This window comes from Legionella fairfieldensis ATCC 49588, from assembly GCF_000621525.1.
GTDB lineage: Bacteria > Pseudomonadota > Gammaproteobacteria > Legionellales > Legionellaceae > Tatlockia > Tatlockia fairfieldensis.
This window is the reverse complement of the sequence record NZ_JHYC01000001.1, coordinates 112,111-135,427: the sequence shown is the minus strand read 5'-3', so window position 1 is coordinate 135,427 and position 23,317 is coordinate 112,111. Positions and strand designations below refer to the sequence as shown.

The window sequence follows — 23,317 nt, the reverse complement described above, 5'->3', positions numbered from 1 at the left end:
AATAGAATCTCGGATTCAATAGAAAAATCTCAAATCCGAGGCTGAAAATTGTCTGGTAACGTTTTTTCTTCTTCATTTGAGTGAGTTGCTTCCATTGAATTTTTATAGTTTTTTGCTCGCTCCAGAATATCGCTTACTTCCTGTGCACTATCGGCTACCGGTGCGATTTTTCTATATCCCAGACGTTGGCCATCATCGATTTTGATTAGATTCTCAGAGTCTCCTAATGATTTTTGTATCTTATCAAGAGTCATTTCGTTAAGTGCATCACATATTTTTTGCATCAATTCAGGCTTATTTCTTAGAATAGCGCTTAAGTCGGCTTCTTCGCCATCATTTGATACGTCTGTTATTTTGACTTTTTCAAAAAAATTATGAGGTGTGAGTTTTTCAAAGTGGATTTCATTGGCGATGATATCTTGCTTTTTATTATTAACAGGCTGTTTCAGGCTAAATTCAATTTCTCGATTATCAACCGATGCCTTTATAGGTTTGTTCGGCTTTTTATAGAGATTTTTATTAACAAATTCAATTTCAGCATTAATCATCTCATTGAGTATCTTTTTTCTTGCTGCCTCCTCGGAAGTCAACTCAAATATTTTTTTCCGCGTCTCCTGTTGATTAAAATATTCATTGGAGTTCATGTTTTCTCCTTGTCAGGTAGACTGTGATGAATGTGCATAATTCAATTATGAGAAAGATGAAGAGAATTTTCAAGTGAGATAAAAAAACAGGTTATTTCTTTTATTTATTGAAGTTCTGGTTCATTTTTGTCAAAAATTCTTGCAAATGTAGTTTATCTGTTTCGCTTTGCAGATAGTCACGTAAAGTTTGTATGGCTTTATTATAAGCTTCTTCATTGATGACTCCTCTCATCAATTCAAAGCGTAGATAAACGCAATAAGTATTTAATACATCCGTTTCACAATAATTGCGAATATTTTTAAGGTTACCCAGACGATATTGTTCCCATACTTTTGCGCCGCTCATTCCCATTTTCCCCGGAAAGCCAAGCATGGAGGCAATATCATCCAAAGGCGCAAATGCTTTGGCTTGATAAGCGGCCAGTACATCCATTAAATCCAGGTGACGGTAATGAAAACGATTGAGGTAATTATTCCAGCGAAAGCTTTGCTGATTCTCTCCTGCTTCCCAATAGGTTGGCGCAGAAATACCATGCAGCAAGGCGCGATAGTGTAAAACAGGCAAGTCAAAACCACAGCCATTCCAACTGACTAATGTGGGAGCATATTTCTCAATGCCGGAAAAAAAACGTTGAATTAATTCTTTTTCACTCGATTCCTCTTCCCCAAGCGACCAGACTTTAATGTGCGGACCTTGATTTAAGACTAATGAAATGGCCACAACTTGTTGGAGATAATGAGGCAAAAAATCATTGCCTGTTTTTGCGCGCCGTAATGCGTGAAGCGCATGAACGGTATCTTCATCAGATAACTCATGAAGGTCATGTAATTTTCGTCCTGCTGTTACATCAGGAATAGTTTCTATATCGAATACCAAAATACTCATCTAATTTTCATCCTGCTAATTCAGCGGTATTTTTAATGCCGGTAGATTTTCAACAGGATAAGGTAGAAAATCAGGCATTTTTAGCTGAGACAATAGAAATGTTAACAGAACTTAACAAAATAGTTTAATTATATCTGCTTTTTTGCTACTAATACGCGTACTAATTTTTCCAATGTAATAAAGAAGAATAAAATGAACTTAAAAGTGCTTATACTCTCTATTTTTTCTTTTTTACTGGTATCCTGTGTGAGTCGGCCACCTTCTGACGTCAATCATATTTGTCACATTTTTAATCAATACCCTAAATGGTATCGGGACGCCAAAGATGTTGAACAACGTTGGCGAATTCCAGTGTCTGTCCAAATGGCAATTATTCATCAGGAATCAAAATTTGATGGACGAGCAAAACCGCCTCGTACCAAATTACTTTGGATTATTCCCTGGAAAAGGCCGTCTACTGCTTATGGTTATACTCAGGCGCTGCATAGCACCTGGAGACAATATAAACGAGACGAAGGGGGCGGTGGTATTTGGGCTGCACGCGATGTTTTTTCTGATGCGGTAGATTTTATTGGCTGGTATGCGAATCAAGCCAATCGTCGGGCAGGTATTTCTCGCGATGATGCTTACCGTTTATATTTAGCTTATCATGAAGGGATAGGTGGTTACCAACGTAAAACCTATTTACAAAAGCCCTGGTTAATTCAAGTAGCTCGTAAGGTGAAGGCACGTTCGCAGATCTTTCAGGCTCAATTAAATCAATGCAGAAGATCTTACTGATTAATCATGGTATAACTACAGTATTTGTTAAGTTAAGAAATTTTTAATTAAGAAACTTGGTGGTCTTAATAAAATTTTTGACTTGATAGATAAATAATAGGAGTGAAGCAATGCGATTAATGTTATTAGGCGGTCCTGGAGCGGGTAAAGGCACGCAGGCGCTTAAATTAATTGATTATTTTAAAATACCACAGATCTCCACTGGTGATATGCTACGCTCCGCAATTGCTGCTGGAACCGAGTTGGGTAAAAGTGCAAAGAAAGTCATGGATGCAGGCGAACTTGTTTCAGATGAAATTATTATTGCTTTGGTAAAAGAACGTTTGCAACAAGATGATTGTCGTAATGGTTTTTTGTTTGATGGTTTCCCCCGTACAATTCCTCAGGCTGACGCGTTGAAAGAGGCTAATGTCAAACTGGATCATGTGGTTGAAATTGCAGTACCCGATAGTGAAATTATCAGTCGAATAAGTGGACGGCGAGTACATGTAGCCTCAGGCCGTGTGTACCATGTCAAATTTCATCCGCCTGAAAAAGAAGGTATTGATGATGTAACGGGTGAATCGTTAATTCAACGAGATGATGATAAAGAAGAAACAATTAAACAACGCCTGGCTGTTTATCACCAGCAAACGGAACCATTGATAAGATATTACCAACAATGGGCTAACACCTTTGACAGTCAAGCGCCTCAATTTCATCAGGTTAGCGGAATTGGTAGTGTAGAAAGTATTTTTAAGACGATTTTATCTTGCCTTACTAATTAAGGAAAGCGCGTGAGTCCAGCAATAAAAGCCGCTCAGTTTGAGGCTTGTCTTAAAAATAATGAGATTGTATTTATTAATTTTTGGGCTGAGCGGTGTGACCTTTGTAAACAGTTTACTGACGTTTATGAGCGAGTTGCAGAAGAAAATCCTTCTTTAAAATTTGTTCAAGTTAACATTGAGAGAGAAGCAGAGTTAGCTGAGAGTTTGTTTATTCATTCAATACCTCACTTGATGATTTTTAAGCAAGGGATTCTTGTTTATTCTGAAACGGGTTTAATACAAGAGTCCCTGCTTAAGGATTTAGTGCGGCAGGTGAAGAATCTTGATGTTAGTGAAATACGTGTTCAAATTGATAAAGGAGACTCTTAAAAATAAATCTCTCCTGTGGTTTATCTATTTGTAAGGGATGGTGTATTATTTGAATCTTACTGCAGGACGTTGTAAATCGTCATTATCATCATCATTATCCATAGGAAATTGCAAGTCGTTATTGTTATCAGTGTTATCCATAGGAAATTGCAAATTGTGGTCAAATAATATTTGATAAGCTTCTTTTAATTTTTGAGCAATTAATTGAAACTCTTCTTTTCCCGTCATTAATTGTTCAATTTCCTTTTTTGGTTTTAGATTTTTTTCTTCTTGCCTATATAAAACTATTTCATGAGAAAATGATGCATTTTCCTCATTTAATAACGTAATCATATTTTCCAGGGTTAATCGCGCAGTCAAATTTTGCTTAAGCTCTTCATAACGGTCATATTTATTTTGGGCTTCCAATATCGATTGACGGGGTAAAAAAAAGAAAAAAATACGCTTAAAAAAACCTGGATTTCTGTCTGCTAAAAAAGTAGACCATATTCCTGGCTGTTCTGAGGGTATTATTTTTAAATTTATTCTATTTAATTGCTGTTCTAGTTCATAAATTTTATTTTCGTTTCTGCGATATTGTGTTTCTCTCTCATCGTTACCTTTTTTGCGCAATTCATATTGCTTATTTTTGCTCTTTATATCATTAGAAATATTAGGAAATGCTTTATCTAAGCTAGCAATCATTGAAGCTAACTCTTTTTTTGAAGAGATCTCTTCATCTGCAATAGTTCTCTCCATAATGTTAAAAGCATCGTTACAATAAAAACTAATGTCATCATCTTTAAATTTTACCAGATCATCCATCGCTTCTTTTATTAAAGCTTTTGCATTTACAGTCATATTAATACTCATAAGAATTCTCAAAAAACATATATATATAAGTTCATTATAAATCATAAATATTAAGAGATAATGAAGGAGAATATTTTGTTTTTGCAAACGATTTCCTGCTTTCGTCCGGCACAAAGCGAAAATTTGGAATAAATTCAAGGGAAATCTTACATGGAATGGAAAACTTACATGGAATTAAGTAAATAATCAGCTAATCTTTGTTTATTTTGCGGGTTAAAATTTAAACCCAATTTAGTGCGACGCCATAAAATATCATCACAATGAGTAGCCCATTCTTCTCGCACTAAATAATCTACTTCAATTTGATATAAGCCATGGCCAAAATCATAACCTAAATCAGACATTTGATTGCAATCCGCTAATAATAATTCAGTACGTGTTCCATAATTGGCAAGATAGCGTTCTTTTAATTCTTCATCGAGCCAAAAATATTTCTCCCGCGCGTGTTGCAGGTATTTTTCATAAGAACAATCATCAAGGGTTGCACCAGGTAAAGGTATTGAATTTGTCCGCGATTGATTAAGATGAGGAAAAAGAGGTTTTAATTGATTGACTGCTTCTAACGAGGACTGACGGTAAGTTGTGATTTTGCCACCGTATATTGTTACGGCAGGCGCGGGAATCTGAGTATAGGCGTGAAGATAATCACGACTTAATGCTTTAGGTTCTAGCCCTTCAGCAGCAAGTAAAGGTCTGACTCCACTCCAGCTGCTGATGATATGATTTTTCTCCAGAGGATATTTAAGATACGTGTTAACAACCTTGCATAAATAGGCAATTTCTTCATAGGAAATGTGCACCTCATCCGGTGAATCGTGAAAAAGGACATCAGTTGTGCCTATCATGGTATGATTATGGTAGGGGACAATAAATACAATTCGTTTGTCTTCATTTTGTAAAAGATAGGCATGATCTCCTTCGTAGAGTTTGTGAACAACAATGTGACTGCCTTTTATCAATGACAGAGCGCACCTATTGGGAAGCCCTGATAACTTATTAATCGATTCAACCCACGGACCGGCCGCATTAATTAGCGATCTTGCTTTAACAAGTTGTTCTTGTTCTCTTTTTGTTTTAACAGAGAGGTGCCAGATATTATCCATAACCATGACATGTTGTAATGCTGTCCTTGTATGAATAGACGCGCCATGTTCTTTTGCTTGCAATGCATTTGCGATTGTTAAACGAGCATCGTCAGTCGCACAATCATAAAATAAAAAACCTTTAGTGAAATCTTCTTTTAAAGGAGCAAAATAATTAGTTTGTTTATTGCGATGTATTGACTTGCTATGGGGAAGTTTATTTTGACGATTTAAATGATCATAAACAAACAGACCTGTCCGTAATATCCAGGCCGGACGCATGTCAGGTTGATAAGGTAACGCGAAAACTAATGGATGGACTAAATGAGGGGCAATATTCAATAAGAGTTGCCGTTCGTCCAAGGCTTTTTTTACCAGGGCAAAATCATAATATTCGAGATATCGTAAGCCACCGTGAATCAATTTACTGCTAGCAGAAGACGTTTTTGAAGCCAGGTCATCTTTTTCTAAAAGAATAACAGATAAACCACGTAAAGCGGCATCGGCTGCAACACCACAGCCATTGATCCCACCACCAATAACAGCGACATCAAAAAGCTGCTCCATGTTTCTGTCTCCGCAAAACGTAGTAAGCGTCCATACAACAAGGTTAACTTAAGGTGTTTATTTTTATAGCAAAAGTCCAGGTCCTTACAAAAATCTGTTGCCTGCTCAGACAGGCAACTCCAATTAGCTTAAGTTTTATTGACTTTTAATGATGTCACGTACCGTGGCCTTTTGGGTGTCAAGTAAAACTTAAAGCTCACCGGTCACTCATAAATGCAAGTGGTTCTCCAGTTAAATCAAGGGACATCCCTTTGTTTTTCACCGGTGTAAAGCTGGCGAGGTCTGCCAATTTTGGATTTACCAGCCACCATTTCCATCCAGTGAGACATCCATCCTACTGTTCTGGCTAAAGCAAAAATGACGGTATACATATTGGTAGGAATACCGATCGCACTTAACGTAATGCCTGAGTAAAAATCAACGTTAGGATAGAGCTTTTTTTCTATAAAATAATCATCTTCCAAGGCAATTCTTTCCAGCTCCATTGCCAGTTTAAATAAAGGTTCATCATGTGCTCCAACAGCATTTAATACTTTGTAGCAAGTTTCTCGCATTACTTTTGCTCGCGGATCATAGCTTTTGTAAACACGATGACCAAAGCCCATCAAACGGAAAGAATCGTCTTTGTCTTTGGCACGTTTGATGTAATGATTAATGTGCTTGATATCACCAATTTCTTTTAGCATATTAAGGCAAGCTTCGTTAGCTCCCCCATGTGCAGGTCCCCACAAAGCACCGATACCGGCAGAAATACAGGCGAAAGGGTTTGCGCCCGTGGAGCCAGCAAGACGTACTGTTGAGGTTGATGCATTCTGTTCGTGATCAGCGTGTAGAGTGAAGATAGTATCCATTGCATCAACAATTACAGGATTGGGAACAATTTCTTCAGAAGGAACCCCGAACATCATATGGAGAAAATTTTCTGCATAGGACATTTTATTGAGCGGATACATGTAAGGTTGGCCAATTGAATATTTATAACTCATTGCCGCTAAGGTAGGCATTTTGGCAATTAGACGAATGGCAGAAATATACCGATCCTGCTGGTTAGTCAGATCCATTGAATCATGATAGAACGCTGACAAGGCGCCCACAATACCCACCATAATCGCCATAGGATGGGCATCACGACGAAAACCATTTAAAAAGTTATACATCTGCTGATGTACCATGGTATGGTTATTAATCAGGCTGACAAAATCCTGCTTTTCTTTTTTATCGGGTAGTTCGCCATTTAGCAATAAGTAGCTGACATCTAAAAAATCCTTTTTTTCAGCTAACTGTTCAATGGGATATCCTCTATACAGCAATACGCCAGCATCGCCGTCGATAAAAGTAATTTTGGATTCACAAGAAGCGGTAGAAACAAAACCCGGATCATAGGTAAACATATCCTTTTCACCCAGTTTATTAATGTCTATAACATCACTGCCAAGTGTCGGACTGTAGATAGGTAAGTCAATAGGTTCATGGCCTTCTATACTAAGCCGTGCAAATTTCGTTGTCATTAAATCTCCTCATGTTATTTGGCTTGACAGCCTTTCACTTGCATCAGTGTGCAGCACTATATAAAAATGCCTTCATCCAGTCAATTTATCACTGTAGTCAAACTTATTTCCAGTTTTTTTATAGAAGATGATGAGATAACTGATTGAGTAGAGGCGCAATTTACTATTTTAACGTTAGATATGGATATGGGTAGTATGATTAATTGAAAATATTGAATAAAAAATGAGGCTTGGCAGATTTGATTTTTTTAATCATTAAGTTATTAAAAGAGACAAAATTCTCTGTCTAACCGAGATTAGATGATTTTAATACCCTTTGTTCTGGACAAAAAATTCAAAGAGTACCGAATCGCCGACTTTTGTCGGCAATTCGTGTTAATAGGGATTTTTTGTCCCATACAACGTTTAATATCTCTATAGAGCATTATGTACAGGCGTTAGAAAGTAACGAGCCTGTAAGCTTTGATTCTTCCATGTCGCCAGAATTTTCGACTTTTGCTGTAAATTTAGCAGCAGGTTTATCATACGAAGAGGAAATTTTTGGACAATATAATATAAATGGTATGTAGCTATTTTGATAGAATTCAGACACTCCAGGGATTTATCCTGAGCTGTAGTAATTTTTAAGGTTAAAATCACCTTATATAATAAATCCAGATAGCTCAGGATGGTTTGGCACAGTCTGATGAATATTTAGTTTAGCCTGATAAGATTCAATTAAAGTGGTCTCTGTGGTATCCTCTAACTTAATTTTCATTAAAGTCTTTTGTTAGTCGTTCGTCTGTATTAAAGCGCCTTACGAGCATCGTAATGGAGAGCAAGAAGGTGTTTAATTCAAGATAACCGACCAGGCAACTGACCGCATTGCATAAGGGTGCGTCCTATTATGGTTTATTTAGCCAAAGAAGTCATACCGGTTACTATTGAAGACGAATTAAAGCAGTCCTATCTGGATTACGCTATGAGCGTTATTGTTGGGCGTGCTTTACCCGATGTGCGTGATGGTTTAAAACCCGTTCATCGGCGTGTGCTTTTCGCGATGAGTGAATTGAATAACGATTGGAATAAGCCCTATAAAAAATCAGCCCGTGTGGTAGGGGATGTAATCGGTAAATACCATCCGCACGGTGATGTAGCGGTTTATGATACGATAGTTCGTATGGCGCAGCCTTTTTCCATGCGTTATATGCTGGTTGACGGACAGGGTAATTTCGGTTCGGTGGACGGTGATTTTGCCGCGGCAATGCGATATACCGAAATCAGAATGTCAAAAGTGGCGCATGCTTTATTAGCTGATCTTGAAAAAGAAACGGTTGATTTTAGTCCAAACTATGATGAGACAGAATTTGCTCCGGTTGTTTTACCTTCTCGTGTTCCCAACTTATTGGTCAATGGTTCATCAGGGATCGCAGTGGGTATGGCAACCAATATCCCGCCTCACAATCTTGGTGAGGTTATTAACGCCTGTCTTGCTCTTGTTGCCGATCCGGGTTTAACCATTGATGATTTAATGACGTATATTCCCGGCCCTGACTTTCCTACTGCGGCTATTATTAATGGTCGGGCGGGTATCATTCAAGCCTATCGTACAGGTCGTGGTCGAATTTCTATTCGGGCGCGTACAGAGATAGAAACCGATAGTCATTCAGGACGTCAGGCTATTATTATTAACGAATTGCCTTATCAGGTTAATAAAGCGCGTTTAGTGGAAAAGATAGCGGAGCTTGTTCGTGAAAAGCGATTGGAAGGTATATCGGGTTTAAGAGATGAATCGGATAAACAAGGCATGCGTGTTGTTATTGAGCTGAAGCGTGGTGAAGTTGCAGAAGTGGTTCTTAACAATTTATATGCACATACGCAAATGCAGAACGTGTTTGGCATTAATATGGTGGCTTTGGTTGATGGTCAGCCACGCACGCTCAACTTAAAAGAAATCCTTGAATGTTTTATTAAACACCGACGTGAAGTAGTCACGCGTCGCACTATTTTTGAATTGAAAAAGGCCCGCAATCGCGCTCACCTTTTGGAAGGTTTGGGTATTGCCCTGGCTAATATTGATGAAATGATTGATCTCATCAAAAAATCGCCTACACCACAGGACGCTAAAGAAGCGTTGCTGGGACGCTTATGGCAGGCAGGCATGGTGGAAGCCATGCTGAAAAATGCAGGTAGCAGCGCTTGTCGCCCGGATGATTTGTCAGAAGAGTTTGGTTTAGTCGCGGCAGGTTATCGCTTATCACCTAATCAGGCACAAGCTATTCTGGAATTAAGATTGCATCGTTTAACAGCACTTGAACAGGATAAAATTATTTCTGAGTTTGAAGAGCTGTTAGGTGTTATTAAAGAATTACTGACTATCCTTGCTTCTCCTGAGCGTTTGATGGAAGTTATCCGTGAAGAGTTGATCGAAGTCAAGTCACAGTTCGGCGATGCGCGCCGCACGGAAATTACCGCTTCACAGGAAGATTTGACGATAGAGGATTTAATTACTGAAGAAAATGTAGTGGTGACTCTATCACATCAGGGGTATGTGAAGTATCAACCTGTTTCTGCTTATCAGGCTCAACGCCGTGGTGGAAAAGGCAAGTCAGCCACGAATGTAAAAGATGAGGATTTTATAGAACGGTTGATTATTGCAAGCACTCACGATACTTTGTTGTGCTTCTCTAATCATGGCAAGCTGTATTGGCTTAAAGCTTACCAGTTACCTTTGGCCAGCCGGATTTCTCGTGGCAAACCGATTGTTAATATCCTGCCTCTTGCAGCCGATGAGTCAATCAATGCCATGTTGCCTGTTCGTGACTATCAGGAAGGTTATTTTGTATTTATGGCCACCCGAAAGGGTACAGTGAAGAAAGTGCCTTTAGAAGCGTTTAGTCGCCCGCGTTCCACTGGAATTATTGCGGTTGACCTGAATGACGATGATCGGCTGGTGGGTGTTGATATTACTGATGGCTCAAAAGATATCATGCTTTTTACCGATGCGGGGAAAGTGATTCGATTTGATGAAAATTTGGTCAGACCGATGGGACGTACTGCTCGTGGCGTGCGAGGTATTCGTTTGAGTGAAAATCAATCCGTGATTTCTTTAGTGGTGGCTCAATCACACGGCACCATTTTAACAGCAACTGAAAATGGATACGGTAAACGTACTCATGTGGAGGAATACCGTGTTTCAGGACGTGGAGGACAGGGGGTTATTTCAATTCAGGTTAATGAACGGAATGGAAAAGTAGTTCGTGCACTTCAGGTTGCAGATACCGATGAAGCAATGCTGATTACCGATAAGGGAACATTAGTTCGTTTCAAAGTGGATGAGTTATCCATTATTGGCCGCAATACTCAAGGTGTACGTCTTATTAATGTCAGTTCTGGCGAACATGTAGTGGGTATGCAGCGTATAGAAGACATTGCAGAGGATAGTGTGGATAGTGATGAAAACGTCATTGAAGAAACAGATGATGAATAGAGGGTACAATTTTGGTGCCGGTCCTTCTATGCTGCCCGAATCCATTTTGCGGGAAACGCAAGAAGAGCTTTTAAATTGGCAGGATATGGGCATGTCAGTGATGGAAATTGGTCATCGTACGCCGGCATTTACCCAGTTAATGGAGCAGGCAGAGAGCGATCTCAGAGAGATTTTAAACATACCTGATAATTATCATATTTTATTTTTAAGCGGCGCTGCACGGATGCAGTTTGCCATGATTCCCTTGAATTTTCTTGATGCAAAAGAACAGGCTGGTTATTTGGTCACAGGACTTTGGTCCTATCTCGCTTATGAAGAGGCATATAAACTAAAAAACGCTTATTGCGTAGCTAACGGTGAGAAAACAGGTTTTACCCATATTCCCCCTAAACGAGAATGGCAAATTAAGGACAACACGCGCTATTTCTATTTCACGCCGAATGAAACGGTCAATGGTGTTCATTTTACAAAAATACCTGGTGTTTCCAATGTCCCCCTTATTGCAGACATGACTTCCTGTCTGTTAAGTGAGCCACTTAATGTAAGCGATTATGGTTTAATTTTTGCCGGCGCGCAAAAAAATATTGCCAATGCCGGACTGACTCTGGTTATTGTTAGCGATGCATTATTAAACACAATTACCAATGAAAATATTCCCACCATGCTGGATTATCGAACTTATAGTTCAACTCGTTCAACCTATGCTACTTTACCTACTTTTAATTGCTATCTCGCTGCAAAAATGTTTCGTTGGGTGAAAGAGCAGGGAGGAGTAGACGCACTTTACAAAATAAATTGTAAAAAGGCAGAAAAAATATACGCATGTATCGATTCTTCTGATTTTTATCATTGCAGAGTGGCTAAAGAAGCACGTTCGTTAGTCAATATTTGTTTCTCTCTGGATGATCCCATGCTAGAGGAAGTGTTTCTTGAGGAGGCGAAGGCAAGAGGACTGCTTGCACTAAAAGGGCATCGTACTGTGGGTGGTTTACGCGCGAGTATGTACAATGCCATGCCCTTGGAGGGTGTTGAGCATTTGGTTGAATTTATGAATGATTTTGCCAGGAAACACAGATAATGGGGCTGCTGAGTCTTATAAGCAGCCCGGTAAAAGCTGTAGAGGGAGATATAGTCGTTCCGGGTGATAAATCTATTTCCCACAGATCTGTTATTTTCGGTGCCATTGCAAAGGGAACTACAACAATCAATGGTTTTTTAGATAGTCAGGATTGTCTCGCCACACTAAAGGCTTTTCAGTCCATGGGGGTTGTTATAGAAGGACCTGTCGCTCAGCGGGTTGTTATTCATGGAGTAGGTAAATATGGTTTAAGGCGTCCATCGGATGCTATCGATTGTGGTAATTCGGGTACCAGTATGCGCTTGCTGGCGGGTTTACTCGCAGCGCAGGCATTTGACAGCACACTTCTTGGCGATGAAAGTCTGCAGCAAAGGCCGATGGAACGTATTAGTCGTCCGCTGATGAAAATGGGCGCTGAGATAATAACAACAGACGGACATGCCCCTTTAACCATTCATGGCGGACATTTACTGCATGGCATCAGTTATGAAATACCAGAGGCAAGCGCGCAGGTTAAATCCTGCCTCTTGCTAGCTGGTCTTTATGCTCAAGGGGAAACAAAAATAATTGAACGAAGCTTTACTCGCGATCATACGGAAAAAATGCTCACTACATTCTCCTATCCTGTTCAGAACGCTGAAAAAACGATTATAATAAATTCGGAAAGTGAATGTCTGGGTACAGAGGTTATTGTTCCCGGCGATATCTCTTCTGCTGCTTTTTTTATGGTAGCCGCAACGCTTATTCCTGATTCAGAACTGCTGATTCGCAATGTTGGCATCAATCCGACTCGTATCGGTATTATTCAGATTTTAACCAGTATGGGTGCTAATATAAATTGCATTAACCAACGGTTTTATGGCGAAGAACCAGTTGCCGATCTATGGGTGAAATATGCACCGTTGGAAGGAATTGATATCCCGGCCTCTCTTGTACCATTGGCCATTGATGAATTCCCGATTATTTTTGTAGCAGCAGCTTGTGCCAGGGGGCAAACATTACTACATGGTGCTAAGGAATTACGTTGTAAAGAAAGTGATCGGATAGGCGCTATGGTGGAAGGTTTACAACGTTTAGGTATAGAAGCTCAAGCTTTTGAAGATGGGTTATCTATTATCGGCGGCAGATTACAGGGTGGTGAAGTCAATAGTTTCAATGATCATCGTATTGCCATGGCATTTGCTATTGCAGGAGCGGTGGCTAAAAATCCGGTTACAATAAAAAATTGTGCGAATATTGCAACGTCATTTCCGGCTTTTGTAAAAACAGCCAATACAATTAAATTGGCTATAAAGGAAATATAGGATGAGGTCAGATAAAGAGATACCCGTTATTACCCTTGATGGGCCAAGTGGCACTGGAAAGGGAACCTTGTGTCATATGTTGGCCAATCATTTAGACTGGCATGTACTCGATAGTGGTTGTTTATATCGTGTTCTTGCTTATGCAGCGAAAAAAAAAGGGCTCCATTTTAATGACACTTTGAGTATGGTTGAACTGGCTCATGCCTTGAATTTACGTTTTGAAACTGATCCCCATCAAAAAAGTCAGGTTATTCTGGAAGGAATTGATGTTTTTAATGAAATAAGATCGGAGCAATGTGGTCAGGATGCTTCTAAAATTGCAGTAGTGCCTCAAATCAGAGAGGCGTTACTGGCTCGACAGAGGGCTTTTGCGATGCCCCCCGGGTTAGTGACAGACGGTCGCGACATGGGAACAGTTGTGTTCCCTGACGCAATTTTAAAGATTTATTTGGATGCTACAGTAGAAGAAAGAGCCTCTCGTCGTTATTTTCAGTTGAAAGAAAGAGGAATTGATGTTAGCCTCGCGGAGGTTGTTGATGAATTGGTTAAACGTGATGCAAGAGATTCCACGCGTTTGCACGCGCCATTAAAACCTGCAGCGGACGCGGTTTTAATCGACACAACTGGTTTAACTGTTGTGCAGGTGTTCAATAATGTATTAAAATTAACAAATGAGCGCTTGTTTCATAGTTAAATGTGGGCCTGAACATTATTCAATGATGAACTTCTCGGTTTTGATTGGCAAATGAAACGGCTACAGGGGGAAGCTGGGGGGAGCCTGACTTCCATTTTTTTACTAAAGAGTTTATTAACATGTCTGAAAGTTTCAAAGAATTGTTTGAACAAAGTATCATTGGTGCCCAGTTTTATCCTGGGGCAATTATTACCGCAAAAGTTATTGGTATTGATGATGATTTTGTAACCTTGAATGCGGGTTTAAAATCAGAAGGTATCGTTGCTGTTGAAGAGTTCCAGGATAAAAATGGCGAGTTGGAAGTCCATTTGGGTGATACGGTTGAAGTTGCCCTGGACTCCGTTGAAGATGGCTATGGCGAAACACTTCTATCAAGAGAAAAAGCGAAACGTCAGGAAGCCTGGCGTAAATTATCCAAGTGCCATGAAAACAATGATACTGTAACAGGTTTAATTTCCGGAAAAGTCAAAGGTGGCTTCACTGTGGAAATTGGCACCATTCGTGCGTTTTTACCTGGTTCTTTGGTTGATGTCAGACCAGTTCGTGATCCTTCTTATCTTGAAGGAAAAGAACTTGAGTTTAAAGTTATTAAAATGGATCTGAAACGTAACAACATTGTTGTTTCACGCCGTGCAGTTGTAGAAGAAGAAAGTAGTGCCGACCGGCAAGCTCTTCTTGAGTCATTACATGATGGTCAAATCCTCAATGGTATTGTTAAGAACCTTACCGATTATGGTGCGTTTATTGATTTGGGTGGAATTGATGGTTTACTGCATATTACCGATATCTCCTGGAAACGTGTCAAACATCCCAGCGAACTATTGACAGTTGGACAGGATGTAAGAGTGAAGGTTTTAAGTTTTGACAGTGAGCGTAACCGCGTTTCATTGGGAATGAAGCAATTAGGAAACGATCCTTGGGTTGATTTGGTTGAGCGTTATCCAGTCGGTAAAAAACTGCAAGGTAAAGTGACTAATATCACTGATTATGGTTGTTTTGTTGAAATTGAAGAGGGTGTTGAAGGGTTGGTTCATATGTCTGAAATGGACTGGACTAACAAGAATGTGCATCCAAGTAAAGTGGTGTCAATGGGTGATTTGGTCGATGTTATGGTTCTTGAAATCGATGAAGAGCGACGCCGTATATCATTAGGTATGAAACAATGCGTTGGTAATCCATGGCATCAATTTGCCCAAACACATAGTAAAGGTCAAAAAGTTCACGGTAAAATCCGTTCCATTACTGATTTTGGGATCTTCATTGGATTGGACGGTGAAATTGATGGTTTGGTTCACTTATCCGATATTTCCTGGAATATTCCTGGTGAAGAAGCAGTCAAGCAATTTAAGAAAGGTCAGGAAATGGAAGCGGTGATTCTTGCCATTGATGCTGAGCGGGAGCGGATTTCCTTAGGTTTGAAACAATTGGAAGGAGATTCTTTTACCACTTATGTTGAAGAGCATACAAAAGGTTCTATTGTCAAAGGTAAAGTATCTGCTGTAGACGCCAAAGCAGTGACTGTTGATCTGGCTCCCGAAGTGATCGGTACAATTCGAGCTAATGAATTGTCTGAAGACAGAGTGGACGATGCCTCTGCTCTCTTTAAGGAAGGCGATGAAATCGAAGCGAAAATTATCAATATTGATAAGAAAAATCGTACAATAGCGCTTTCAATTAAAGCGAAAGATGCTCATGATCAGGCAGAAGCTATTAAAAAATATTCACGTAGCGGAGAGGTTGCTTCAACAACGTTAGGTGATTTATTAAAAGAAAAAATGGCAAATAAAGAGAGCGAATAAGTCTTTCTTGATGAAAAAAGCGTAGTTTAACTACGCTTTTTTTTTGAGAATAGGTAAAAAAATTGTAAGTGTTCACACAATAACGTCAGCTTAAGATTAAAGAATTATTAAGAATCTCTCGCCCGGATTGAGAGTACAGGGTGGTAATAGCCCCAAGAAGGATTATCGATTTAATCAATCCTGCAACTAGGCTATTATATTGGATATATACAGATCAAAGGTGAATCTATGCGCCTATTAATGATGTTGTTTTATTTGTTATTAATATTGCTGGGAGTAAGTTTTGCTGCGCTGAATGCTTCTTCGGTAGAGGTTAATCTTTATTTTAAAACCATTACCATGCCTATATCAGTATTAATGACTATTATGCTCGGGATCGGGCTGCTATTAGGTTTTTTGTTATTTTTATATCGATATTGGCGTCTTAAAGTGGCTTATTTAAAAATTAAGAGTCAATTAAAATTAACAGAAAAAGAAATAAAAAATTTAAGGGCTATTCCTTTAAAAGATCAACATTAATCAATCCGGGATTGGTTAGTTTGGATGTATTTACTGCTTACTTCGCGGTAAATGAACTCTATTGGCGAGTATGAAATACTTGAAGCTGATCTATCTTGGAATTGACCTTGGTTAATTCAAAATTTATACTCGTGTCGATAAATTTTATTATTTATACTGCAAGCAAAAATTAGATGTTATGATGGCTGTCAACAAATGAAGCCAGAACTGTAATTGAAAGATTAGTATATTGACAGCACTGCGCTATAAATTTAGTTGAATAGATAGTGTGACTACAGATAAATGGCAGTGCGTACGCCCTCGTTAATAGCAATATTTGGATTTAAGCTGAATAATGGAGAGCTTTAATGATTAATTTATGGCCTTTATTGTTACCTGCTGCGGCTTGGTCAGGTTGGTGGGTTGCAAGCCGTAATTATTCTGCTAAAGAAACACGCTTTGATAATCGTTTGTCTCGTGAATATGTTGTAGGACTAAATTACTTATTAAATGAACAGCCTGATAAAGCAGTCGATGTGTTTATCAAACTGCTGGAAGTGGATAGCGAAACAGTAGAAACTCATTTGGCTTTAGGTTCTCTTTTTCGTCGTCGTGGCGAGGTGGACAGAGCAATAAGGATACATCAGAATTTAATAGCACGCCCCCAATTAAGTCCACAGGAACGTAAGGAGGCGTTGATGGCTTTGGGACAGGATTATATGAGTGCCGGAGTATTTGACAGAGCCGAGCGAATCTTTCTTGAAGTAGTGGAGCTTGGCGGCAGTCGCGAAGCTTCCAGTTTACATGGTTTACTTGCCATTTATCAGCAAGAGAAAGCCTGGGAAAAAGCATTGGATGTGATTAAAAAACTGGAATTGTCCATTGGCCAAAGCATGCACATTCAAGCTGCACACTACTACTGTGAAATTGCAAGCCAGGCTTTGAAAAATAATGCTCTGGATAAAGCACAATACGCTGCCAAACAAGCGCTCTTCGTTGATAAAATGTCAGTGCGCGCCAGTCTTATGCAGGCATCGTTAGATATGCAATATGGGCGTTATAAGCAGGCGATTCGCTCTTTAAAACGTGTTCCTCAACAAGATCCTGATTTTCTTGGTGAAATTATTGATCCGTTGGTTGTCTGCTATCGTGAACTAAATGAAATGGAAGCCTGTATTGAATATTTACAACAAATTTTGGCAGAGCATCCTCGTGCGTCAATTATTTTTGTTATAGCAGAATTTTTACGTCGCGAAAAAGATATGGATATTGCTATTGATTTTGTTTCCGAAAAGCTCAGCACGCACCCATCTATACGAGGATTAAATCGTTTAATTTGCTGGCATCTTGAAACAGCACACGGTAAAGAGTTCGCGATAAATTGCAAATGTTATATGATATCACGTCCAAGTTTTTAGATAATAAGCCCATTTATCGCTGCGGTCATTGTGGTTTTGGCGGTAAACATTTGCATTGGCATTGCCCAAGTTGTAAACAGTGGGGTAGAATGAAGCCCGTTCATGGACTAGAAGGCGATTAGGTAAGATAAGTAATGATTTTGCCGTGCGATTCCTGTTATAAATCAGGCTGCGAAATAGAGCGCTATTAATTATTGAGAAAATTATGCAATTTATTGATCTTAAGAAACAATATAAATTAATTGAAACAGATATTTTACGTGGGATCCAGACAGTTTTGGAGCACGGTCAATATATTATGGGTCCGGAAATTACTCGCCTGGAACGTCAATTGGCTGAGTTTTTAGGCGTAAGGCACGCTATAGTCAATTCAAGTGGTACAGATGCTTTATTGATGGCACTTTTGGCTTTGGATATTGGGCCTGGTGATGAAGTAATTACCAGTCCTTTTAGTTTTTTTGCGACTGCTGAAGTTATTGCGCTATGTCAAGCCAAACCGGTTTTTGTGGATATTGATCCTGTTACCTATAATATCGATGCTACAAAAATTGAAGCAGCGATAACATCGAAAACCAGGGCTATTATGCCTGTTAGCCTTTATGGTCAATGTGCCGATATGCAGGCAATTAATTACATTGCAAAACAATATGGTTTGCCTGTTATTGAAGATGCGGCTCAAAGTTTTGGAGCCACTTATAATGGGATTTATTCTGGTGCTTTGTCAACGATAGGATGTACGAGTTTTTTCCCTTCAAAGCCTTTAGGCGGATATGGTGATTCGGGTGCCTGTTTTACTGATGATGATATATTGGCAGAACGATTGATTGAAATACGAATTCATGGACAAAATGCAAGATATTGCCATGGTCGAATTGGTATTAATGGTCGTATGGATACTATTCAAGCGGCTATTTTACTTGAAAAGATGAAATTATTTCCCGATGAAATTATTATGCGTCAACGGGTTGCGCAGCGCTATGAAACCTTGCTGGCCGACTTGGTAAAAACGCCCATGATTAAGCCAGGTAACACGAGTGTCTATGCCCAATATACTATAGAAGTTCCCAACCGTGATGAATTTCAGAAAAACATGCAATCACAAGGGATTCCTACAGCAGTTCATTATCCGGTCGCGATGCATCAACAGCAAGCCTTGAAAAATTTTGGTTATCAATCGGGTGATTTTCCTCATGCTGAACGGGCAAGTCAGCACGTAGTAAGTTTACCTATGCATCCTTATATGAGTCTGGAGGAGCAACAGCGAGTTGCTAATGCGGTTAAAACTTCTCTTGTAGCTGAATTGGCAGAAGTGTAAGTGAGTTTAAAACTTATTGTCGCCCTTGATTTTTCTAATCAAAACGAGGCTTTGGTTTTAGTTGATCAATTAAATCCTAATCAATGTGCGTTAAAAATTGGCAGTGAAATGTTTACTTTATTTGGAGTGGATTGGGTTCGCTGCCTAATAAAAAAAGGATTTAAAATCTTTCTTGATTTAAAGTTTCATGACATTCCTAATACTGTTGCCCACGCTTGTTGTGCTTGCGCTGAACTTGGGGTCTGGATGATTAATGTCCACGCACTGGGTGGTTTGGCAATGATGGAGGCTGCAAAAAAAGCCCTGGAACCTTATGGTAACAACCGTCCGCTGCTAATTGCGGTCACTGTATTAACCAGTATGACAGAAGATGCTTTCCCCGCGATTGGCTTAAACAGCTCAATGGAAAACCAGGTTAGAAAACTGGCAATGCTTGCTCATAAAGCAGGATTAGATGGTGTGGTCTGTTCTGCATTGGAAGCGCCATTAATTAAAAAAGCGTGTGGTCAATCTTTTTTGACAGTGACCCCGGGAATAAGACTGTCTGGTGATGCAAAAGACGATCAGGCAAGGGTAGTGACACCAGAACGGGCAGCTCAACTGGGAAGCGATTTTTTAGTAATAGGGCGATCTATTACAAGAGCTAAAGAGCCTGGCAAAGTGATACAGGAATTTTTGCACCGTTCGGTCTGAGGAGAATGCAAAGCAGCTGTCTCATCCCACAAGGCTTTGCGCCTCCTCAGACTGAATGTATGGGTAAGTGTTCACGGGATATGCAAATTTTCTTTCCAGACTTTGTTCCATGACTTGTCTTTCCCGCCTGCGCGCTGAGTAATCCTCTCATTTTTTGTGTGATTGTTAAACACCTTTTCAATTATTTTTAGGTCATTCCCGTGAAAACGCACTAGTGTCCGGGGAATTAGTTTAAAAAAGGGACATTTAAAAAAAAAGAAGAAAAAAAGGGGCACGTCCTTGTTAATCCGCTAAAATAGCGGCTGAACTAGTCATTCATAAAGAACAAGGACGATGAAAGAATTTACAACATTTGAAGCATTATTAACACCTATTACGAGAAATTTATTAGAAGAAGGTGTTAAACGATTTGATTCGGACTATTACAGTAAATCATTGAAGACCTATGATCACTTATTGATTCTTCTCTATGCTCAATTGCATGATGTAAAAAGTTTACGTGATCTTGAGATTGCGTTTAATAGTCAAAAAACACTACAAAGCCGGCTCTCTTGTAGTTCTGTGAGTCGCTCTACACTGAGTGATGCGAATGCCCGCCGGCCATCAGAGTGTTTCTTATGGTTAGCCGAACAGCTGATGAGCTTACTCCCGAAGCAAAAACGAAAAGAGGTCCACAAAGTAGTGCGTAAGCTCGATAGCAGTCCTATTCAGCTTAAAGGGCGAGGCTATAATGAGTGGACACTCGGCCATGAACCAAATTCCCCGGACACTAGTGCAGCAGGTTGTGATGACATTTTTCAAGAAAAAATTTCAGGAGCAAAAGATGATAGACCACAATTAAAAGCCTTGATGGAAAAATTAAGAAAAGGCGATACGCTTTGTGTTGTTCGATTAGATAGACTTGGACGTCGCATGATGAGATTGGTCGATCTGATTAATCAATTTAAAGAAAAAGGCATTGAATTTGTATCATTAGAAAATAATTTAGATACATCAACACATATGGGAATGCTGTTATTCAACATATGCGCCGCGTTTTCTGAAATGGAGCGTGAATTAATTTGTGAACGAGTAAAAGCTGGACTTGACTCAGCGAAACAGCAAGGTCGAAAAGGAGGTAGACCAAAGACATTGACAGATGATAAAGCAGAAGCCACAATGGCATTGCGCCAAGCAGGTAAAATGTCAGTGAAAAAAATTTGTGACACGATGAAGGTAAGTCGCTCCGTATTTTATCGATGTATTAATCAAGCATAAAGATATAGGGGTTGGTGGACTATTTTATCCATAAAAACTTTATCCTAAAAAAGTAATGTTTAATAAACCGAATAAGCATTGAAAGAGTGCTTTTGATAAGGATGTTGCTTTCTAAAAACTTAGCCTCAAGAATAGGAAGGTCACACATGCCAAAAATAGTCGAACTAAATGATATCAGTGAATATCCGCCTATACTTTTAGAAAAAGGTGAAAATGGGCTATATCCTTACCCAACTATGCGCTGTGGTGTTTTACCTTATTATCGTCAAGGTAATCAAATTATTTGGGGATGCGTTAAATCAAACCGTGTAGGACCTACGACTATTGCGCCACCAGCAGGAATTCAAGATATTCTTGTCATAAAAGATGAACAGCGTTTTTTTCTAGAAGTAGGAAAACCTTTTACTGGTTTAGAATATGATTTTTACAAAAGTTCGTTGGAAAACTGTTTAGAGACCAAACTTATCAAGACATCATTACTTGCTTAATTGAAAATAAATTTGAAATTTATGTTGAAAACCCCTTAGTAACAGCCATTCATGAAACACGTGAGGAGCATGCGCTGATTTACGAAAAAATGAGGGGTGCGATCATTCTTTATTAAATATGTTAGTACAATTACCTATTCAAAGTCTTTCTGGAAAACGAGGGGCGAATACCCAGAGTTTCTGGGTTGCTTCGTTGAGGAATCTTGATGGTATTGTTTTAAGCGATACAACAAAAGTTGAAAATAAAATCCGGCGTAATTTTGGTCGAGAATTTTATGAACAAGGTTGTTGGGGAACTTTGTCAGAATTTAAAGGCGCATTGCTAGAAGCAAGAAAATTTTTATCACTCTCCTCGCAAACGTCTCAGCAAACGGAGCTAATCACAGGAGTATCGGAGGCTTATGAAGAAACGATCGAACTGCTAGAGCGTATTGAGTTATTAATTAGAGCTGATTTTAAAAAATCAGCATTTCCTCTAGGATTATATCCATTTTTCTCAAAGCCATACAAACAAAGTGAACAAGAGATCAAGGAAACCCTAACGATTAAAACTGCTTTAAAAAATATTAGCTACGATACTTGGCTTGTTCTTGATTTAGATAATACGGTTATGGAATCAGTTCTGGAAGTAGGTAGTGATCAATGGTTTACTAACTTAGTTGATTATGCAATGAAGGTCTTTCTCGATCAAAGGGAAGCTACGAGATTAGCTCTCTTGATTTATGGTGCCGTTCAAGTGCATGTTCGCACTAAGGCAGTGGAACCAGGAATAGTTAAGATCATTAAAGCATTACAAGACATTGGGATTCCTGTATTTGCACTAACGGCACGCGACATAGCTATTAAACAATCTACTATTCGTCAGATGGAGGCTATTGGGATTGATTTTTCTAGAAACTGTATTAATGTTAATAACCCATCTTATGAAAAAGGAATTATTTTTTGTAATGGGAAAAATAAAAGTGTGGCAACAATTTATAACACAATGTCCAAAATTTCCAGCACATATTGTTATGATAGATGATAAAAAACGGCATTTAGAGCGCATGTTAGATGTAGCGAAAGTGCTTGGAATTAATTTTACAGGCTTGCGATATGGATTTCTTGATGAAAAAATCAGTACATTTGATATGAGGCCAGCTAATCATCAATTGGCTTATCTGAGTACTCATTTGCCAAGAGACGTTCAAGATGCAATAGTAAGCTTAGAACTGGTCCCTGAAGACTTTGATCCTACTTCAACTGCTTCCATATTTTCAGGCAGTTTTTTTTACTTTATGTTTTTGTTTCGCATGCCAAAAATCCCAATCTCTTTGTAGATTAAGCCAAAATTCAGGTTCCATATTTAAAGCATCTGCTAAGTCTAAAGCAGATTCAGGCGTGATTCCTCGTTTGCCATGGACAATTTCATTGAGCTTGGTATAAGGCCAACCTAAATGAGAAGCAAAGTTTTTCTGCGTTAAGTTCATTGGCTTAATAAACTTTTCTAAAAGCATTTCTCCCGGAGTGGCAGGTGTTCGATTAGTGGGTAACATTTTTTTCTCCTCAATCATGATAATCAAGGATACGCACATCCTGGTCTAGTGCTCCGAAATTTGCGCCCTGACGCAAAAATCAAATGATGTCCTTAGTTTGTGGATAATACCCTTTGAACCACTTTAGGCTCCAACTCAATAATTTTTAGTAAGTTTTTAGCTGCGCCACTTGGTTCTCTACGGTGTTGCTCCCAATCACGTAATGTTTTGAGGTTAAAGCCAAAATACTGTGAAAAATCTTTTTGGCTCATGTGTAAGTTTTTACGGATTTTCTTAACATCAATGCTAGGAGTAGGAGTTACCCGTTTAAAACC

At 39.1% G+C, this 23,317-nt stretch carries 20 protein-coding genes and 2 pseudogenes; 15 read left to right on the top strand and 7 right to left on the bottom strand.

What is annotated here, in order from left to right:
- Positions 1-29 precede the first annotated feature (29 nt).
- Entirely contained in the window at positions 30-644 is a 615-nt protein-coding gene (locus tag T345_RS0100610; protein WP_028387623.1) for a hypothetical protein, read from the bottom strand.
- 100 nt (positions 645-744) lie between these two features.
- The gene (locus tag T345_RS0100605) at positions 745-1,530 is read right to left on the bottom strand and encodes a 3'-5' exonuclease (RefSeq protein WP_028387622.1); all 786 of its coding nucleotides are present in this window, start codon (positions 1,528-1,530) and stop codon (positions 745-747) included.
- 192 nt (positions 1,531-1,722) lie between these two features.
- Between T345_RS0100605 and T345_RS0100600 the strand changes: the two genes are divergently transcribed.
- The 3 genes from T345_RS0100600 to T345_RS0100590 all read left to right on the top strand — a co-directional run bounded on the left by T345_RS0100600 (position 1,723) and on the right by T345_RS0100590 (position 3,446).
- A complete protein-coding gene (locus T345_RS0100600; RefSeq protein ID WP_028387621.1) occupies positions 1,723-2,310 on the top strand; it encodes a transglycosylase SLT domain-containing protein in 588 nt (195 codons plus the stop codon).
- A gap of 110 nt (positions 2,311-2,420) precedes the next feature.
- Positions 2,421-3,077, top strand: coding sequence for an adenylate kinase (gene adk, locus T345_RS0100595; RefSeq protein ID WP_028387620.1), 657 nt, complete (start codon positions 2,421-2,423; stop codon positions 3,075-3,077).
- Positions 3,078-3,086: 9 nt separating this feature from the next.
- Positions 3,087-3,446, top strand: coding sequence for a thioredoxin family protein (locus T345_RS0100590; protein WP_028387619.1), 360 nt, complete (start codon positions 3,087-3,089; stop codon positions 3,444-3,446).
- A gap of 45 nt (positions 3,447-3,491) precedes the next feature.
- Here T345_RS0100590 and T345_RS0100585 read toward each other — a convergent pair whose 3' ends face one another.
- The 3 genes from T345_RS0100585 to gltA form a co-directional block, all read right to left on the bottom strand.
- A complete protein-coding gene (locus T345_RS0100585) occupies positions 3,492-4,286 on the bottom strand; it encodes a hypothetical protein (RefSeq protein WP_131777687.1) in 795 nt (264 codons plus the stop codon).
- Positions 4,287-4,462: 176 nt separating this feature from the next.
- Positions 4,463-5,947: a glycerol-3-phosphate dehydrogenase gene (glpD, locus tag T345_RS0100580; RefSeq protein ID WP_028387617.1), complete on the bottom strand. Its 1,485-nt coding sequence runs from the start codon at positions 5,945-5,947 to the stop codon at positions 4,463-4,465.
- A gap of 236 nt (positions 5,948-6,183) precedes the next feature.
- A complete protein-coding gene (gene gltA, locus T345_RS0100575) occupies positions 6,184-7,455 on the bottom strand; it encodes a citrate synthase (RefSeq protein ID WP_028387616.1) in 1,272 nt (423 codons plus the stop codon).
- An 886-nt stretch (positions 7,456-8,341) separates the two neighbouring features.
- Between gltA and gyrA the strand changes: the two genes are divergently transcribed.
- From gyrA to T345_RS14430, 12 genes and pseudogenes are all read left to right on the top strand, one after another.
- Entirely contained in the window at positions 8,342-10,924 is a 2,583-nt protein-coding gene (gyrA, locus tag T345_RS0100565; RefSeq protein WP_028387614.1) for a DNA gyrase subunit A, read from the top strand.
- Positions 10,914-12,002, top strand: a complete 1,089-nt coding sequence (serC, locus tag T345_RS0100560; protein WP_028387613.1) for a 3-phosphoserine/phosphohydroxythreonine transaminase — start codon at positions 10,914-10,916, stop codon at positions 12,000-12,002. The genes gyrA and serC overlap by 11 nt, the downstream gene beginning before the upstream one ends.
- Positions 12,002-13,306 (top strand): 3-phosphoshikimate 1-carboxyvinyltransferase, encoded by a 1,305-nt coding sequence (gene aroA, locus T345_RS0100555; protein ID WP_035917849.1) that lies wholly within the window; start codon positions 12,002-12,004, stop codon positions 13,304-13,306. The genes serC and aroA overlap by 1 nt, the downstream gene beginning before the upstream one ends.
- Position 13,307: 1 nt before the next feature.
- A complete protein-coding gene (gene cmk / locus T345_RS0100550; protein ID WP_028387611.1) occupies positions 13,308-14,000 on the top strand; it encodes a (d)CMP kinase in 693 nt (230 codons plus the stop codon).
- A gap of 119 nt (positions 14,001-14,119) precedes the next feature.
- A complete protein-coding gene (gene rpsA / locus T345_RS0100545) occupies positions 14,120-15,799 on the top strand; it encodes a 30S ribosomal protein S1 (protein WP_028387610.1) in 1,680 nt (559 codons plus the stop codon).
- Between the two features lie 228 nt (positions 15,800-16,027).
- Entirely contained in the window at positions 16,028-16,318 is a 291-nt protein-coding gene (locus T345_RS0100540) for a lipopolysaccharide assembly protein LapA domain-containing protein (RefSeq protein ID WP_028387609.1), read from the top strand.
- Between the two features lie 347 nt (positions 16,319-16,665).
- Positions 16,666-17,837, top strand: a pseudogene (gene lapB, locus T345_RS13165) (lipopolysaccharide assembly protein LapB).
- 83 nt (positions 17,838-17,920) lie between these two features.
- On the top strand, positions 17,921-19,030 hold the full coding sequence (locus T345_RS0100530) for a DegT/DnrJ/EryC1/StrS family aminotransferase (protein ID WP_028387608.1): 1,110 nt from the start codon (positions 17,921-17,923) through the stop codon (positions 19,028-19,030).
- Positions 19,031-19,723: an orotidine-5'-phosphate decarboxylase gene (gene pyrF, locus T345_RS0100525; protein WP_028387607.1), complete on the top strand. Its 693-nt coding sequence runs from the start codon at positions 19,031-19,033 to the stop codon at positions 19,721-19,723.
- Positions 19,724-20,056: 333 nt separating this feature from the next.
- The gene (locus tag T345_RS14690) at positions 20,057-20,980 is read left to right on the top strand and encodes a recombinase family protein (RefSeq protein ID WP_084273696.1); all 924 of its coding nucleotides are present in this window, start codon (positions 20,057-20,059) and stop codon (positions 20,978-20,980) included.
- Between the two features lie 146 nt (positions 20,981-21,126).
- Positions 21,127-21,468, top strand: a complete 342-nt coding sequence (locus T345_RS0100515; protein ID WP_028387606.1) for a hypothetical protein — start codon at positions 21,127-21,129, stop codon at positions 21,466-21,468.
- Between the two features lie 118 nt (positions 21,469-21,586).
- A pseudogene (locus T345_RS14430) lies at positions 21,587-22,787 on the top strand (DUF2608 domain-containing protein).
- Here the strand turns inward: T345_RS14430 and T345_RS0100505 are convergent.
- The gene (locus T345_RS0100505) at positions 22,725-23,021 is read right to left on the bottom strand and encodes a HigA family addiction module antitoxin (RefSeq protein ID WP_242604540.1); all 297 of its coding nucleotides are present in this window, start codon (positions 23,019-23,021) and stop codon (positions 22,725-22,727) included. The pseudogene T345_RS14430 and the gene T345_RS0100505 sit on opposite strands and share 63 nt — an antisense overlap.
- Positions 23,022-23,095: 74 nt before the next feature.
- The coding region (locus tag T345_RS14930) for a helix-turn-helix domain-containing protein (RefSeq protein ID WP_211249726.1) at positions 23,096-23,317 on the bottom strand (222 nt) is incomplete at its 5' end.

Coding starts and splice junctions, on each gene's coding strand:
- T345_RS0100585 (WP_131777687.1), bottom strand. CDS start 4,286: ATGACTGTAAATGCAAAAGCTTTAATAAAAGAAGCGATGGATGATCTG.
- T345_RS0100600 (WP_028387621.1), top strand. CDS start 1,723: ATGAACTTAAAAGTGCTTATACTCTCTATTTTTTCTTTTTTACTGGTA.
- T345_RS0100505 (WP_242604540.1), bottom strand. CDS start 23,021: ATGATTGAGGAGAAAAAAATGTTACCCACTAATCGAACACCTGCCACT.
- glpD (WP_028387617.1), bottom strand. CDS start 5,947: ATGGAGCAGCTTTTTGATGTCGCTGTTATTGGTGGTGGGATCAATGGC.
- adk (WP_028387620.1), top strand. CDS start 2,421: ATGCGATTAATGTTATTAGGCGGTCCTGGAGCGGGTAAAGGCACGCAG.
- T345_RS0100610 (WP_028387623.1), bottom strand. CDS start 644: ATGAACTCCAATGAATATTTTAATCAACAGGAGACGCGGAAAAAAATA.
- rpsA (WP_028387610.1), top strand. CDS start 14,120: ATGTCTGAAAGTTTCAAAGAATTGTTTGAACAAAGTATCATTGGTGCC.
- T345_RS14690 (WP_084273696.1), top strand. CDS start 20,057: ATGAAAGAATTTACAACATTTGAAGCATTATTAACACCTATTACGAGA.
- gyrA (WP_028387614.1), top strand. CDS start 8,342: ATGGTTTATTTAGCCAAAGAAGTCATACCGGTTACTATTGAAGACGAA.
- T345_RS0100530 (WP_028387608.1), top strand. CDS start 17,921: ATGCAATTTATTGATCTTAAGAAACAATATAAATTAATTGAAACAGAT.
- T345_RS0100605 (WP_028387622.1), bottom strand. CDS start 1,530: ATGAGTATTTTGGTATTCGATATAGAAACTATTCCTGATGTAACAGCA.
- T345_RS0100540 (WP_028387609.1), top strand. CDS start 16,028: ATGCGCCTATTAATGATGTTGTTTTATTTGTTATTAATATTGCTGGGA.
- T345_RS0100515 (WP_028387606.1), top strand. CDS start 21,127: ATGCCAAAAATAGTCGAACTAAATGATATCAGTGAATATCCGCCTATA.
- aroA (WP_035917849.1), top strand. CDS start 12,002: ATGGGGCTGCTGAGTCTTATAAGCAGCCCGGTAAAAGCTGTAGAGGGA.
- cmk (WP_028387611.1), top strand. CDS start 13,308: ATGAGGTCAGATAAAGAGATACCCGTTATTACCCTTGATGGGCCAAGT.
- gltA (WP_028387616.1), bottom strand. CDS start 7,455: ATGACAACGAAATTTGCACGGCTTAGTATAGAAGGCCATGAACCTATT.
- serC (WP_028387613.1), top strand. CDS start 10,914: ATGATGAATAGAGGGTACAATTTTGGTGCCGGTCCTTCTATGCTGCCC.